21 protein-coding genes and 1 pseudogene are annotated in these 14,618 nt (G+C 54.1%); 11 read left to right on the top strand and 11 right to left on the bottom strand.

Translation table 11 applies throughout. The features are described from left to right. The 9 genes from ACVBEF_RS17305 to ACVBEF_RS17265 all read right to left on the bottom strand — a co-directional run. Positions 1-194: hypothetical protein (locus ACVBEF_RS17305; RefSeq protein ID WP_447125169.1), on the bottom strand; the 194-nt coding region annotated here is incomplete at its 3' end. Then, positions 191-1,327 (bottom strand): AAA family ATPase, encoded by a 1,137-nt coding sequence (locus ACVBEF_RS17300; RefSeq protein WP_447125168.1) that lies wholly within the window; start codon positions 1,325-1,327, stop codon positions 191-193. The genes ACVBEF_RS17305 and ACVBEF_RS17300, both read right to left, overlap by 4 nt. Before the next feature lie 180 nt (positions 1,328-1,507). Beyond that, positions 1,508-1,837 (bottom strand): GSU2403 family nucleotidyltransferase fold protein, encoded by a 330-nt coding sequence (locus tag ACVBEF_RS17295; protein WP_447125167.1) that lies wholly within the window; start codon positions 1,835-1,837, stop codon positions 1,508-1,510. 1 nt (position 1,838) lies between these two features. Beyond that, a complete protein-coding gene (locus ACVBEF_RS17290) occupies positions 1,839-2,984 on the bottom strand; it encodes an RpiR family transcriptional regulator (RefSeq protein WP_447125166.1) in 1,146 nt (381 codons plus the stop codon). Positions 2,985-3,136: 152 nt separating this feature from the next. Next, positions 3,137-3,625, bottom strand: a complete 489-nt coding sequence (locus ACVBEF_RS17285) for a HipA domain-containing protein (protein ID WP_447125165.1) — start codon at positions 3,623-3,625, stop codon at positions 3,137-3,139. A 148-nt stretch (positions 3,626-3,773) separates the two neighbouring features. Beyond that, entirely contained in the window at positions 3,774-4,421 is a 648-nt protein-coding gene (locus tag ACVBEF_RS17280) for an HNH endonuclease (protein WP_447125164.1), read from the bottom strand. A gap of 18 nt (positions 4,422-4,439) precedes the next feature. Continuing rightward, a complete protein-coding gene (locus ACVBEF_RS17275) occupies positions 4,440-4,952 on the bottom strand; it encodes a hypothetical protein (protein WP_447125163.1) in 513 nt (170 codons plus the stop codon). Between the two features lie 60 nt (positions 4,953-5,012). Continuing rightward, on the bottom strand, positions 5,013-5,294 hold the full coding sequence (locus ACVBEF_RS17270) for a type II toxin-antitoxin system RelE/ParE family toxin (protein ID WP_447125162.1): 282 nt from the start codon (positions 5,292-5,294) through the stop codon (positions 5,013-5,015). Continuing rightward, a complete protein-coding gene (locus ACVBEF_RS17265) occupies positions 5,284-5,538 on the bottom strand; it encodes a CopG family ribbon-helix-helix protein (RefSeq protein WP_447125161.1) in 255 nt (84 codons plus the stop codon). Before ACVBEF_RS17265 ends, ACVBEF_RS17270 begins: the two co-directional genes overlap by 11 nt. Before the next feature lie 214 nt (positions 5,539-5,752). Here ACVBEF_RS17265 and ACVBEF_RS17260 point away from each other — a divergent pair, with 214 nt between their 5' ends. The 6 genes and pseudogenes from ACVBEF_RS17260 (at position 5,753) to ACVBEF_RS17235 (ending at position 8,636) form a co-directional block, all read left to right on the top strand. Further along, positions 5,753-6,178 (top strand): recombinase family protein, encoded by a 426-nt coding sequence (locus ACVBEF_RS17260; RefSeq protein ID WP_447125160.1) that lies wholly within the window; start codon positions 5,753-5,755, stop codon positions 6,176-6,178. 24 nt (positions 6,179-6,202) lie between these two features. Further along, positions 6,203-6,328: pseudogene (locus tag ACVBEF_RS17255) on the top strand (helix-turn-helix domain-containing protein); the annotation flags it as partial. A 91-nt stretch (positions 6,329-6,419) separates the two neighbouring features. Beyond that, the gene (locus ACVBEF_RS17250; RefSeq protein ID WP_447125159.1) at positions 6,420-6,803 is read left to right on the top strand and encodes a hypothetical protein; all 384 of its coding nucleotides are present in this window, start codon (positions 6,420-6,422) and stop codon (positions 6,801-6,803) included. 146 nt (positions 6,804-6,949) lie between these two features. Next, positions 6,950-7,921, top strand: a complete 972-nt coding sequence (locus ACVBEF_RS17245) for an ExeA family protein (protein ID WP_447125158.1) — start codon at positions 6,950-6,952, stop codon at positions 7,919-7,921. Positions 7,922-7,929: 8 nt separating this feature from the next. Further along, a complete protein-coding gene (locus tag ACVBEF_RS17240; protein WP_447125157.1) occupies positions 7,930-8,457 on the top strand; it encodes a hypothetical protein in 528 nt (175 codons plus the stop codon). Then, positions 8,454-8,636, top strand: coding sequence for a hypothetical protein (locus tag ACVBEF_RS17235; protein WP_447125156.1), 183 nt, complete (start codon positions 8,454-8,456; stop codon positions 8,634-8,636). Before ACVBEF_RS17240 ends, ACVBEF_RS17235 begins: the two co-directional genes overlap by 4 nt. Before the next feature lie 91 nt (positions 8,637-8,727). On the opposite strand, the gene yjjJ is transcribed toward ACVBEF_RS17235, so the two are convergent. Further along, positions 8,728-9,699 (bottom strand): type II toxin-antitoxin system HipA family toxin YjjJ, encoded by a 972-nt coding sequence (gene yjjJ, locus ACVBEF_RS17230; protein ID WP_447125170.1) that lies wholly within the window; start codon positions 9,697-9,699, stop codon positions 8,728-8,730. 452 nt (positions 9,700-10,151) lie between these two features. On the opposite strand from yjjJ, the gene ACVBEF_RS17225 reads away from it, so the two are divergent. The 3 genes from ACVBEF_RS17225 to ACVBEF_RS17215 all read left to right on the top strand — a co-directional run bounded on the left by ACVBEF_RS17225 (position 10,152) and on the right by ACVBEF_RS17215 (position 12,704). Continuing rightward, complete coding sequence (locus tag ACVBEF_RS17225; protein WP_447125155.1) at positions 10,152-10,448, top strand: helix-turn-helix transcriptional regulator; 297 nt, start codon at positions 10,152-10,154, stop codon at positions 10,446-10,448. After that, positions 10,445-11,812, top strand: a complete 1,368-nt coding sequence (locus ACVBEF_RS17220) for a HipA domain-containing protein (protein WP_447125154.1) — start codon at positions 10,445-10,447, stop codon at positions 11,810-11,812. Before ACVBEF_RS17225 ends, ACVBEF_RS17220 begins: the two co-directional genes overlap by 4 nt. A gap of 355 nt (positions 11,813-12,167) precedes the next feature. Next, the gene (locus tag ACVBEF_RS17215; protein ID WP_447125153.1) at positions 12,168-12,704 is read left to right on the top strand and encodes a cytochrome b; all 537 of its coding nucleotides are present in this window, start codon (positions 12,168-12,170) and stop codon (positions 12,702-12,704) included. 62 nt (positions 12,705-12,766) lie between these two features. Here the strand turns inward: ACVBEF_RS17215 and ACVBEF_RS17210 are convergent, their stop codons facing one another. Beyond that, entirely contained in the window at positions 12,767-13,231 is a 465-nt protein-coding gene (locus tag ACVBEF_RS17210) for a MarR family winged helix-turn-helix transcriptional regulator (RefSeq protein ID WP_447125152.1), read from the bottom strand. A gap of 178 nt (positions 13,232-13,409) precedes the next feature. On the opposite strand from ACVBEF_RS17210, the gene ACVBEF_RS17205 reads away from it, so the two are divergent. Together ACVBEF_RS17205 and ACVBEF_RS17200 are read left to right on the top strand one after the other, a co-directional pair. Beyond that, positions 13,410-13,769 carry a CzcE family metal-binding protein gene (locus ACVBEF_RS17205; RefSeq protein ID WP_447125151.1) on the top strand — a complete coding sequence of 120 codons (360 nt, stop codon included), beginning with the start codon at positions 13,410-13,412 and terminating at the stop codon, positions 13,767-13,769. Between the two features lie 308 nt (positions 13,770-14,077). Then, a partial coding sequence (locus ACVBEF_RS17200) for a Bug family tripartite tricarboxylate transporter substrate binding protein (protein ID WP_447125150.1) occupies positions 14,078-14,618 on the top strand: 541 nt, incomplete at its 3' end.

Below are 14,618 nucleotides of genomic sequence, written 5' to 3'. Positions count from 1 at the left end.
AGTCGTCGTTGAGAGTGAACGTGAAGTCCATAGTTGTTAATGTTCTCTACAGCTTTTTTCCAGCCACCTGCCGGTTTCAGTACCTGAATGTTTCTCTCAAGTACGCGGTCATCAAGCAGAAATCCGTTTGCCAATTCACGGTTGGCATCATCTTCCGGAAGGATCAGCAGGTGCGGTAAGAATTTGTTACTCACAGCATCAGCTCCCCGGAAATCAATGCTTGAATCAGGTCCCCTTCGAATTTCTTTTCGCTGCGCAGTCCTGCCAATGTGCGGATTTGGGTTGGTTCTAAATGGCTTTTCCGTCCCATGAACCAAGTGTTTTCGTCAGAGAATTTTAAGATGGTTTCTTCATTGTGCGAGGTCATGACAATCTGCCCCTTATTTTGAAATGCACGACGTAGGGCTGCAATGAAGTGTCCGACCTCATGTAATGAGAGGTAATTATCCGGCTCATCCCAGAAGCAGAACAACGGACCATAAGCTTTATTGGCGGCTAAGATTGTGGCGCATAGAAAAAAGCATTTTTCGCCGTCGGACAAATCGTCGAAACGTAACGCGAGCTTTGCGTTGTCACGCGCAAAATTGACGAGTAGTCGCTTGCTTTCACTGCCGACGACTTCATTGCGAAAATCCTGTAAATCCGGCAACACTACTTGCAGATAGCTGTCGATGGTTGCGTAGGCCGCCGGAAATTGCCCTAACAGACCTGCGAGCCAATCGGTGAAGTTTGTGCCGTCGAGCACCGGTTGCAAAGTTTCATCACGCGACTCGCCCCCCATCTGGCGAGGTTGTGGCGCAAGGATGACCATTTGCGCCAGCCATTTTCTAAACACATGTAAGGGGTCTTTATCAGAGCGCTCCTGGATGAGCGGTAGCGCAATTTGATGCCAATCTACTCTGAATTGCGCGTCGTTTTTTGTTTTGGCGGCAGCTCCCGACTGATGACTGAGCGCTACTTCGGCATGCTTGCGAACATAGACTGACGCGCCGTTTACTCGAAGAGCTTCATCAACCACACGCAGGTCTCTGAATCCTTCGGGGAGCTCCAATCCAACACTATAGGAGAATGTCTGGTCATCGAGTTTGACGTCCAACTCCAAACGCATCGGCAAGGAAGTTCTGGCATTGGAAAAATCGCGAGGCCCGATAAGTTGGCTGATCTTGCTTGTTCCACGGCCAATTTGTTGAAAAACTTCAAGGACCGCAGCGAGTGTGGACTTGCCGCTTCCATTACGGCCAATGAGTAAGCTTGAATGTGCCAGCTCAACATTGAACTCGAAATTCTCAAAGCAACGAAAATTGTGTGCATACAATCTTTGCAACATATTATTTCCTGTTGAAGTTAATTCTGGAAGTGCGCTTAACGATGCTACGCGGTTGCTTGCCGTTCAGGGGACGCAGGTTTTAAGTCGGTGCATAGTGGGAAGTGTCACTGTGGTAGTTCGTGGCTAGTATATCGGAGAAAGGCGTTCGTTAAGCTTCGCACAACAACCGTCATCCCGAAGTTATTCGTAAGCGCAAGACGGTGAGGCATCGGCGTAGAAGCCGCCGTTTTCTTCGCCCAATGTGTAGTAGGCCACGGGCGGCTTGTGTTCTCCGGCTAGCTGCTCCTTGAAGCCCTGTTCAATCAGGGCGGCTTTGATATCGCCTTCGATGGGCGCTTTGTTGGCAAATGCCAGGTCAGTGTCGCGCGTAAATACCGGTTGGTATTCCAGCTTGTTGGCTCTTGGGGAAAATCGGTGGATGCGATGTGCCCATCCTCCGATAAAGACGAGATGGGCACGCCATGGGGAGAGTGCCTGAGCGAGCTTGGCGAGTGCGTCCTGGTCGTTCATTTCAGTTGCCTGTGAGCGGACGCAGGATTTTTTCATAGATCAGGTTGGCTTGCTCTTCACCACGCGCGGGGTGATGGGCGACATCCAACCATACCTGGATGACATCAGAAACGATCAAGCCATCTTGGTGGACGGCACCTCTGAAGACCGATTTCGGTGTCAGTGCTTGTCGGACGATGAGGTCTGGCATTTCGGAAGGGGAGGCGGCTGCCAGCGCTCGCCATTGCTTGTCGTCAGGTCGCGGGAGCTTTGGCACGTAGATATAGGGCGGTACACCACTGACGTGTCCGAGTCCTAATGCTTCGGCTGCCTCAAATAGCCCCAGACAAGATGCGCCCTGATGACTTGCCAGCAGGCTGCCGATTTGCTTTTGTATGGGGCCGCGAATGAGGAAACGCATCGGCAGTTCGGGTGCAGAGCGCATCACGGCTGAGCGCCAGCGATGGAATAATTCCTGACGCCGCACAAGAGTGAGATAGCGCGAAGCATCGTCTATATAGCCTTCGTTGCGTAGTTGTTGCAAGAACCGGGAGGCGCTCATGGGCGATACCTGGGCGGCCTCGGCAAGTTCGGTACCACTTTGATACTGCTGTCTTGGTGCTTGTAGCAGGTGATCGGGGATTTCAGGGGCCAGCAGTACTTTGAGCATCCACTGGTTGAGATCCGAGAAGAGATTGGCGGGTTGATGCGATGGTGCGCTTGCGTAGCGTCGTAGCGCTTCCGGCTCGGCATTCAGCTCCTCCAGACCCGCCCCTCTAAAGTATCTGAGTCCATTCTTGGAAACGAGGCCAACGGCGACATTCGGCGCGTATTCTTCAGCAAACGACGCGAATTGTTTGGAGAGGGACTGCGATGCATTCTCTACAGAGATCACGGCAAGAGGCTGTGCGTTGCCCGCATCGAAAGCATGTGTTTGTGCTTGCAGGATGGCTTGCGACAGCATCGGAATGACGCGATCGGGGCGTCCTTCTGCCAGTGATTTGATCTCCACGACAAAGCATTGCGTGTCCCTTCGGAACAGCAGGTCGGGATGTTTTCTTTCGTATTCTGGCGAGCGATCGACGTCCCAGCCGTGGGCCTGGAATAGATCGGCTACGAAAGCCTCCGCGTTCTCGCCTCGGCTTTTGGATGGGGAAGATGGAAACATGGTTGATGCCCTTGGTTGCTATCGTGGTCATTATATCTACCACGGCCATGATGTCAATCATGGCCGTGGTAGATATCTTGGGCGTGGTAGATTTAAGGCCCGTTTGGTCTGAGTTGTCTCTGCGTAGTGCATCAATAATTCCTGCGCCAGACTCACCCCAGCCGTCCGATCTTGGCGCTGGCGGTCTCGATATGTTGTTCCAACGCGGCGATGCACGGTCCAAATCGGTGGCTAAACTCTGTGGCTGCCATGACCTTGCCGAGGAACGCGCGCGCTAATTCTTCTGCGCGCCGCCACGTTGCGTTAGGCACACAGGCGTGAATCGTTGCCTCGGAGAGGGTGGCTGGCAGGCCTCCGCCACTGCGGGGCGCGAAGGTCATTGGGGTCATGTCGTAGGCTGGCGCAATGTCGTAAGGCCGACCATGGTCTGCCATGAATGACAGGTTGCCGTTGTGCATATCGGTGTTGCCGATCAGGATGCCAAAGGCCCACAGCAGATCTGCGCCAGCGGCTGCCTCGGGACGAATGTGACCTTCAGCGGCAAGGCGGCGTGCAATGACTGACCAGCTACCTGTAGTGACCTGCATTTGAAACGCGCCGGACCAGCATTCCAGCCGATTCTCGGCCAGGAATATCTGCAACTGAAGGCCGCCTCAAACCAGCATTAGGTGCGAATGAACCTGCATTTATCCGCACCGACCTGCATTCCATCGCCGCGAACCAGCATTATTTGCAAGTGAATACTCGAACTGGCTCAGCAAGGCTGCCCTGTGGATTTCTCATGCACATTCATAAAATTGGCACCAGTTCGCCGGATTGAAGCCGTTCAAGGGCGTGAAGCCTCAAGCGAAGTTCCTCATCACCGAGTAAGCCTTGCCGATAAATTGCTCGAAGATAGTCATGGGCGTGCTGCCCGCTTTTCTTTCGATTGCAAGAGTGGTAAGAAACAACGATATTCTTGTAGGAATTGTCGTGACCGGCCAGCTGCGGGACGACGTGGTCAAGTTCGCAATTTTCTTCTGTTACGTTAGCTAAACAGTAAAAGCAGCATCTCCCCTCTCGCTCCAATAATGAACTCAAGTATGTCCTGCCTGTAAAAAAGTCCAGGTGTTCAATGTCAATTGATGACTCGACCTTGACGCTATCAGTCAAGATTGGAATTTCACTTGGTAGGTACACCGTAACTTCATAGCCTCTTCGGGTTACGAGATTCTTGGTGCAACCCTTCCGATCCAGGGTTCGAAGAACATCTCGTACCTTGAAGTCACTAAGCGGAATCACCTTTGATAGGAGCCCTATTGAAAATAGGGCCGACTGCTTGCCCTCAAGTCGCGTATGACGAAGCAAGTGGTAGTAAGCGGTTCGTTCCCAAGCATCAAGATCAAGCTGTGGCGCGAGACGATCCTCAATGTCGGCATAGATCAAATTCAAGTTCATCGAAAATTTCCTTAGTAGCTACGCTGGCTGATCAATGAGCATCCGCGCCAGCTTGGCGCGTGCATTTGCATCCTTGCCTGCATCGGATTTCAAATCCTCCAAGAAGAAGGCAAGTCCGCACGCAAATGCAGTGCCTAGCCACTCCAGGGACAGAACAAGCACCTCGGCATCGGATGTTGTGACCTGACCGACGTTTGACGAATAGTAGATCCGCCGGGCCTTTCCATTCTTAAACTCGTTGGATTCCGGCGCACCGGTATGCAAAATTCCACATCGAGCGCCCCATAGATCTGCGGCCGATGCACCTGATAGCAACGCAGGATTTTGGTTCGTCATGTACTTCTGAACCCATTCCTTGAAGCCTTTGTTCCCAGCCTCTTCCCCTTCGACAGACAGCCACGCCATTTGATCGATAGCGGCATACAGCAGGACCACGGTAGCCTGCTTGTGCCCTTGCAGGCGCAAACATGCAATCGCTTCCGACTGGCGCAGGCCATATTGCATAACCGGATGCAAATTATCTGTAGACATATTTTCCTCTCTTGCAGGTTCCAACGGTGTCTACTGCCACATGCGCATTGAAGACGGGAATTAGAAATGCCGGGGCCAGCGCCGGGCGACGTGTTGAACGCGCAAAATTTCAACCACGTCCCCACGCATCCGGTATGGGATGATGTAGTTGGGGTGTATTACCAGCTCGCGAGTACCGATCACGCGACCAGGCCTGCCCATGCCGGGAAACGCGGCTAGGCTGTTTGTTTTCGCCTGGATTTCCAGCGCAAATGACTTTGCCCGTTCGGCGTTGTCTTTCTCGATGTACTCCACGATGGCGACGAGGTTGGCCAGCGCGGTTTTGGTCCACTTAACCGCCATACTTGGCGAAGAAAGAATTTACTTCGCTGGCACTTGCGAACTCGCCGCAGTCCGCTTCCGCGATACCTTGCTCAATGTCCTGGATTTGCCAGGACTCGGCTTCCACATAATCCCTGAGCGCGGCCACGGTGATCGCGCTCTTGTTCCGGCCGGTGGCCTGGATGAGCTTTTCGAGCTGACCGGCCAGGTCGGCCGGAAGGCGGACGGTCATTGGCTTGTCGGTGCTTGGTTTCATGATTTCCATTGGAACGAAGTGAAATGTAGGACCTACTCAGTGTACGTATTACATTGGTAAAGTCAATTATTTTCCCAACCGGTCCAACAAACGTGGGTTTGTTGCACTCCCGCGTCCGGTCAGCGAACGGCTGATAGCTCAAGCACAACGACAATCCACAATCCCTTTCCAATATTCAAAGTCCAGCTATACTGAATTTTCGTGATTTATTGGACAAGTCACCATGCTGATCGGCTACGCCCGTGTCTCGACCGACGACCAGAACCTTGACTTGCAGCGCGATGCGTTGCAGGCGGCCGGCTGCGAGCGCGTCTTCGAGGACATGGCGAGCGGTGCGAGGGCGGATCGTACCGGGCTGGTCACCCTCATGAGCATGCCGCGTGCCGGCGACACCGTAGTCATCTGGCGGCTCGACCGGCTGGGCCGGTCGCTCAAGAACCTGATCGAGCTGGTCGAGCGGCTGGAGGCGGCCAAGGTCGGGCTGTGTAGCATGCAAGAAAACATCGACACCACGTCGAGCGGCGGCAAGCTGGTTTTTCACCTGTTCGGCGCACTGGCCGAGTTCGAGCGGAACCTGATCCGCGAGCGAACACAGGCCGGACTTGTCGCGGCATGCGCGCGCGGCCGCATGGGCGGGCGGCCGAAATGACTCGATCCTGTCAAGCTCGCGCTCGCCGTCAAACTGCATCGGGAACGGAACCATACCGTTGAAGAAATCTGCAAGATGATGGGAATTTCAAAATCCACGCTCTACAACTATCTCGACAAGGCTGAGAGCGATGGCGGCCGGGTGGCGTAAGCATATCCCGGTCGAATCGCTGCTGCAATTGCGACAGCGGCTTGACCCTCTGCCTCACAAAAGTCCGGAGCGTGCCGCGCAGGTGCGCGCCATGTCCGAACTGTACGGCATCTCCACCACGTCCGTGTATCGCGCCCTGAAGGATTTTCTGAAGCCACGCGTGATCCATCGCACCGATCACGGCAAGCCGCGTGTGCTGCCGAAATCGGAGCTGGAGCGCTACTGCGAATTGGTCGCCGCCCTCAAGCTGCGCACCACCAACAAGCAGGGCCGCCACCTGTCCACGAAGCGCGCCATCGAGCTGTTAGAGGAATATGGTGTCGAGACAGCGCAAGGGCTGGTACGCTCGCCACAAGGCGTGCTTACGCGCAGCACGGTCAACCAGTACCTTACACTTTGGCACCTCGACCAGCCGCGTCTGCGCCGGCAACCGCCAGCTGTGCGCTTCCAGGCCGAGCACAGCTACGACTGCTGACGCGGACGAGCTGGCCAAGCCGCTGGCCAAGCTGTCGCAAGAGGATCGCGCCGTCATCGACCAGGTGCTGAGCGAGACGCTGACACCCAGCGTCGTGCTCGCGCGCATACGAGATTATTTCCGAAACAAGAAGACTGGAGAGGACCATGCGAGTTGAAGTGATGCAGTACTACGGGCTGACACAGCCGCTCAGCCAGGCCGGCTACTACGAAACCGATCACCACAAGCAGCTCATCAAGGACATCAAAGGCGCGACCCTTGAGGGGCGGCTGATCGCCCTGTGCGGTGTTGTCGGCAGCGGCAAGACGGTCACGCTGCGCCGCCTCCAGCAGATTTTGAAAGACGAAAACCGCGTGGCTGTCGCCAAGTCGCTGTCGGTGGAAAAACACAGCATCAAACTGGCCACCTTGATCTCCACGCTCTACTACGACCTGACGCAGGACAAACAGGTGCAAATCCCCAAGCAGAGCGAGAAGCGCGAGCGGGAATTGCAGGAGATCGTCAAGAAGGGGAAGCGGCCCGTGGCGCTGTTCGTCGACGAAGCGCACGACCTGAACGGCCACACCCTCATCGGCCTCAAGCGCCTGATGGAAGTGGTCGAGGATGCAGGCGGCCGGCTGTCGGTGATTCTGGCCGGCCATCCGAAGCTGCGCAACGACCTGCGCCGCCCGACCATGGAGGAAATCGGCTACCGCACCGACATCTTCACGCTCGATGGCGTCGCCGGCAGCCAGCGCGAATACATCCTGTGGCTGCTTGGTGCCAGCTCGGCCCCGACCACCGATCCCGAGTCGATCCTGAACGGCGAGGCCATCGATATCCTGGCCACCAAGCTGCGCACACCGCTGCAAGTCCAACTGCACCTGACACTGGCACTGGAAGCGGGCTATCAGACCGGCGAGAAGCCTGTCACGGCCGCGCTGGTGGAAACCGTGCTGTCTCGCCAGCTTGACGATCTGGAGCCGACCCTGACCCGCCACGGGTACAGGCTGAAGGACATGGTCGAACAGTTCGACGCCAAGCCGGCGGAAATCCGTGCGCTGTTCAACAACAAACTCGAACCGGCGCGCACTGCGGAGCTGCGCGACCGGATGCTTGCCGCTGGCCTGCCCATCTGATTCTGCCTATGAAATTCAAACAATTTACAGTCGCGTCCTGCTTTTCGTCCTTCATGCTGCCGCACGTCCTGTTCGTGGAAGAATTGGAGGCGCGGAAGAAGGCGGTCATGAGCTGCTGCCTGGCGTGGAACATCAGCCTGTTTCTTAGCACCGAGCAGGAGGACCACATCGAGCGGATTTGGCAAATGGTCGAGGCCGACAACCAGGAGGCACCGCCTCCCGGTCTGGAACAGGGATTCAAGCAGGACCTGCGCATGCTGGTCGCACAGAAACAGGAGCTGTTCCCGTGGACGCATACGAATATCCCAAAGGCGGACTTGATCGGAGCGGGCGTCCACGATGTATTGAGGATCGCAACCGGCACCGGTACGGCCGAGGAAATCGAAATCCTTGCCTGGCCGAATCCGACCGGATTGCCGCTCATCATCGAGCACCTGCGGAGCATCCAGAGCAACACTGCCGCCCAGGTCGGCCTGCTGGAGCAGGCCAGCCGCCCCCCCCCGGAGCATTCACCGACATCGAGGCAACTCAGATGACGACGGCGTATTGCGTGCAGCGGGCCGATCTGGTCGGCTACCAGCGCATCCTGACGGTCTGGCGCGACACCCAGCCGGCGGCGAGCGTCAAGCGAGTCATCGGCCACTGGCTGGGTGTGCTGGCCGAAATCGAGGCAGATACCAAGGCGGTGTTGAACATCCTGGTCAGTTGCAGATAATGCTGGTTCGTGGCGATGGAATGCAGGTCGGTGCGGATAAATGCAGGTTCATTTACAGCTAATGCTGGTTTGAGAGGGCCTTCAGTTGCAGTTATTCCTGGCCGAGAATCGGCTGGAATGCTGGTCCACCCCGTTTCAAATGCAGGTCACTACAGCCGCCGGTTCTTGCCCCGATGAATTCGGCATCCAGCATCGACAAAGAGAACAGCCCACGTCGGCCCAGGTCGCCGATGCGATCAAAGCGCTCGACTTCAAGGAAGCGTTGACCGCCGTGGTCAACGATCTGCGTCTTGGCGGCAGCAATGTTGGCTGCGCGCAGCGTGTCGAGGGCCAGGTGTTCGGCCAACAGCAGATCGCGCCAGCGCTCGCTGACCGGACTTTCTTCCAACTCGCTGAATTTCACAATCACGTAGCGAGGCCCGTCTGGCGTGATGGCACGGGCGGTGAACTTCGGCTGCTCGCCTCCGGCTGATGATCCGGCTACTTCACCGTGGACGGTTTCTAGTGCCAGCCGGGCATATTCCCGGGCTTTTTGTCGTTGGGTGATTGGATGGGGAACGGGAGTGGCGATAAAGCGATCCCTTGCACTATCGCCGAGCAGCAGATTCCCGACAACATCATGCCCATGCACCAGCAGCGCCCGCACGGCGTGGGTATCGGTCCAGTCAGTGAGCCGCTCCGGTAGCCTGAGTTGTGCACCATGGCGAGCTGCGTAAGCCCGGCCCAGATATCCTTGGGGCCGCATGTCCGACAACCACCATGGCAAGCCGTCGCTGTGTAAGTTCACGCCGTCGGCCTGGCACATGACAAACCCTTCCGGACGGACTGGGACGAGTGTTCCCAGTTGCTGTATCCGACCTTCTGCATCGATTCGATGAATCGAGATGTCTGGCAATCCGCGCATGGTGTCGCGTAACGCGTACTGAATGGATCGCGCAGCACCTATGCGCACGATGTGGTTACTCAGCTCGGTCAGTGCACGAGAGATTGTTGGCTGGCTTACGCCGATATCTGTCATGAGTTGGGGTGCTGATCGCGGGCCAGCGGATAGTCGGATTTGGATGGCTTGGGCGTGGGGTTACATGGGATTGAATTGTTGTGTGAATGGGTTTGTGAATAGATAGTGTAGGTGGATTTGAAATCTATATAGAAGGAATATCGTCACTAAAGGCCGCCTGTAGTGGAGTAAATGTATCGATCAAGGCCACGAAACTACGCTGATATTTCAGTCGCTGATGAGGCGAGTTTTGCCCGGCTGGCTATAGAGCGCCAGCGTGCTGAAAGAATTGACCGAGACCCGGAGGTGAAAATATCCAGATCGGCATGCTATTTAATTCTATTATTGTAGAATTAAATAAATTTTTCACTTATGAACTTTAAATAATTCTGCTATTGTGGATTTAAATAAGAATATTTTCTCAATAAACTATTTAATTCTGCTATTACAGAATTAAATAGCTTATTAGATTAAGTGAGATCTATAATTCCACTATCTTAGAATTAAAAGTAGGGCATATGAAAACAATACAACGAACGGAATTTCCCAAAGACCCTTTTGTTGATGCGGTCTCAGTCGTGGCCAAGTCAATTAAAGCGGCTCGCACACAAGCAGGCCTTCGGATGAGTGATGCCGCACTCGTGGCGAGGGTGTCTTTGCAGACTCTGGTAGATGTTGAGGCCGGTAGGCCGGGGGTGAGCATTGGTAAAGTGCTACAGATTGCAGATGCGCTTGGCGTGAGCTTTTTTGCGGTTCCGGCGACTTGCCGGGAGAAAATCCGTCATCAGATAGCGCATAGCGACAACCTCGAATGAAGCTCATTGTCTGGGCACAGGGCAGAAAAATCGGAGAGTTGTCGTATGACGGCAGCACGGGGAGATTTGCGTTTGAGTATGCCGAAACCTGGCTAGGGTGGGATGGGCGGTTTGCACTATGTCCGTCTTTGCCGTTAAATCCACTCTCTGACAAAATCCCGGAAACCCTTGACCAGCACAGCGCTGCAGTCCGTCAGTTTTTTCAGAATTTACTGCCGGAAGGTCAGGCGCTGGACGATGCGGCGCAAGTCAATAAAGTCTCAAAAGCAAATATTCCGGGACTTTTGTATGCTCTCGGGCGAGAAACAGCGGGGGCATTGGTCATCTCTCTGCCTGAAGAAAACCAAAGAAGATTCGACGCGGTACCGAGATTGTTGTCAGAGGCCGAATTGTCGGAACGTATTCGCCTGCGACCCTCCGCGCCGTTCACCATTTGGGACGGCAAGATACGCCTGTCTATTGCCGGTTATCAAGACAAACTCGCGGTCTACGAACGCGCCGGGCAATGGTTTCTTGTGGACGACCCGACGCTGGCCTCAACGCTAATTCTCAAACCTGAACCTGTTCGAACGCTGTTGTCAGGCATGACGACCAATGAGTTGATGTGTTTGCGACTGGCCCGTTCACTTGGCTTGCCTGTGGCAACGGCGTACCTGAAGCATGTTCCTGAGCCAGTATTGGTGATTGAACGTTTTGACCGACAACTGAAGACTGCAAACGCAGGACAGCTTGAGGTGCAACGCCTGCACTGTATCGACGGCTGTCAGGCGTTAGGACTCTCCGTTGATTTTAAGTACGAGCGTCCGCACGGGGATGGTGAATACGTACGCTATATTCGTGATGGGGCGTCTCTCAAGCGGTTTTTCAGGCTGCTGGGTGACAAAAGCAACACACCAGTGCCGGGTCTGGCTCAACTGGTATTTCTTCGTTGGGTGATCTTTCAAGTACTTATCGGGAACACTGATGCGCATGCAAAGAACGTCAGTTTTTTTTGCGATGTCCGTGGACTCTTGTTGACGCCCATGTATGACCTCGTTAGTACGCTTGTTTTTGTGGGTGCCGGGCTGGAAGACTCTCTGGCGATGGCGATTGGGGATAATTTCGATCCGACAAAGATTACTGCCTGCGATTGGGCGCAGTTGGCGCATGAAAATAACCTCAAGCCGCGCTTAGTAGCCAATGAGCTAAAACGTCTTGCACATGCCTGTCTGCAGGCATTACCAACACTGACCACCGCGTTGATGCAGGAAGGTGCAGACGTTGCAATGATGGCGCGTGTCGCTGATGTTGTTGAGAGGCAGTGCAATGCTGCTTTAGGCGTTGCACCGCACATTACTGAAGTTCCCGCGGACCTTTTTGAGTAGGCTATGTCTGCCTGAAGTAATACATTGTTTGACGAATCAAACAATCGACTATGCGCGTCATGCGTTGCATTACTTTAATGAGGATGAAATTTGAACGACACGCGCAGGATGTCCCCGTACCGGGATAAATAGCCGATGAGATTTTTGGTGCCAGTCGGCGAATGCAGAAACATTCGCAGAGTGCGAATAGCAATCCTAAGTACCAGATGCTGTCACCTTCGCCGCATGGTGTTTCTCAGTCCTGACAGGTTCACAGCAACATGTCGATATCGTTGTATAAATCGTTGTACAGATTGACGCCGATCATCAATCTATATTGCTACAATAATAATTTCCAACGCACGCAAAGTAAAAAATGCACACCACAAACTCTGGCTCCTATTCCGCCCCCGCCAAGCTATTTCACTGGCTCATCGTAGCCTTGCTCGTGATCCAATATACAGTTGGGTGGCTTATGCCCGATGTGGAACACGATACGCAACCGGTTGGATTAATTAGTTGGCATTTGTCGGTCGGTGTGTTCATCGTGCTGGTGGTATTGATGCGTCTGGTCTGGCGCTTGACCCATCGGCCAGCTATTCCAGCGCAGAGTGGGTCAGCATTTTTACAACGCATAGCACGCGCAACGCACGGTTTACTTTATTTGCTATTAGTCGCTCTTCCGCTTATGGGGTGGGCTAACGCATCGTCACGCGGCTGGTCTGTGCAGTTGTTTGGCGTCATCCCTCTGCCAGCATTGTCGGCGAAGGATTCCTGGATTGGGGACCAGTTAGGCGATATACATCAGATAACCGCCTGGGTATTGATCGCCGTGGTGGGGTTGCATGTGGCGGCGGCCTTATATCACCAATATATTCTTAAAGATGGCACGTTGAAACGGATGTTGCCGTAGAGATGGTATCGGGGCGCGCAAGTCGCCCCGAATGCAATTTACATACGGACTTACATACAGACTTACAGGCGCGCCGACCCCGCTGCCAGCGCACTACCCAACGCATCAAACACCCGCAAGCATGCGGCGATGTCGGCGTCATCGACATTGGTAAACAATTGCCGCCGAAATGGCAGCAGCGCCGCTTCCAGTTTCAGTACGCGACAACTTCCCTCGTCGGTCAGATAGAGTAACTTCGCCCTGCGATCGGTCGGATCTTCACGTCGTTCGACTAATTTTGCGGTAATCAAATGATCGATCACCCGGACCACGGACGCCGGGTCTAGTCCCAATGCTTCAGCCACGCTACCCGGGCGCACGCCGTTGCCGAGCCGGGCGATCATCACCAGCGGCCATGCAGTGGCTTGCGATAAACCGTAATTGGCGACATTTTGATCGGCGGCGACCTTATAGGCGCGGGTTAATTGGCCGAGGGACATGGTCAGGTGCATTAAGTCGCGGTCGTGTTCGGGGATGGTCTCATTCATAGTTTTCCTCTATTTGTTTGTATGCAAAATATTATCATAGAAGTTTTCATAATAAATGTTTGCATGCAAACTAAAGCGTATAATTCATTTTGTCGATACAACAATTGACTCAAAAAATAGGGTTAAGAAATCAAAGTCGTTATTTTGTTACCGCATTAAACATTCAAGGGAGTTCATCATGTCCAGCAACACTATCTCTACGCGTACCACCACCACCACATTGCGCTCATCGCTCGTTGCATCGCTGCTTGCCGTCGCTTGCGCATCATCGTTTGCAGCACAGCCACAGCTCAAGTTTCTTGGTGAAGCGGCATCAGCACAGGCAGCAACGCAAACTATCAATATCACACCGGCTACTAAGTATGTGAATGTCACCAGCGGCCAAACGGTCCGGTTTGTTTCCGGCGACAAATCATTTGCCTGGAACTTTAACGTTGGCACCAATGTGTATGCCTTTGATTTGAACCGTGTCGCGCCAGACCATACTCTGAACCAACAAGTTAAGGTCTATGTCGCGCAAGACGTCAAAGCGATTTGATGGTTTCGCGCTGTAAGGATGCTGCAGCAACATGTTTGCGGCATCCTTGATTTTTCTTCTCTATGCTTTTTCTGCTTGTCTTTCTTTCCTGCTGTTCCTCCATTTTTAATTTCCTCCGATATGCGCCGCTGTATGCGTGCGAACGCGGCATGTTGCATTTAAAAATAAGCATACCTTGAATCGCGTGTTATTATTTTTCGAAATAAGGAATATAAATTCGATATCACGAATTATGAGACTTCCCGGCGCAAATTAAATCTCCGCATTTGTACCGGCATCCGCTTCCCATCGCTAAAGGTAAACCAGCCATGACAGATCGCATCCCCGCGTCGCTTCAGCGTCGCCATATTATTCAGGGCGCCGCTGTCGCGCTCTCGAGCCTGGTATTGCATATCGGCCCGGCGCAAGCACGCGCGTCTGATGCACTGATCAAGATCGTGGTCGGCTTTCCGCCGGGTGGTTCGGGCGACACTTTTGCACGCATTTTTGCCAGTGCATTGCGTGAAGAAATGGATAACACCATCATCATCGACAACAAGCCCGGCGCAGGCGGTTTGACGGTCGCCCTCGGTTTCTTGCAAGCCCGCAAGGATGGCAGCGAATTGATGATGGCGACCGGTTCAACGGCCGTATCGGCACCGATTTCACGCGCTAAGCCGCCCTATAATCCGGTCACCGATTTTCAATGGATAGGCTTGCTGAGCAACGCGCCATTTGTGATTGCCATCAACCCGACGCTGCCGGTCACCGATCTCAAGGGACTGGTTGCCTACGCCAAAGCGCATCCGAATAAATTGTCTTACGGCCACGCCGGGCTGGGTACAACCGTGCATCTGGCCGCTGAACTAT

This window comes from Glaciimonas sp. GG7 (assembly GCF_052976905.1).
The sequence above is the reverse complement of the archived record's forward strand: the minus strand, read 5'-3'. Positions and strand labels throughout refer to the sequence as shown.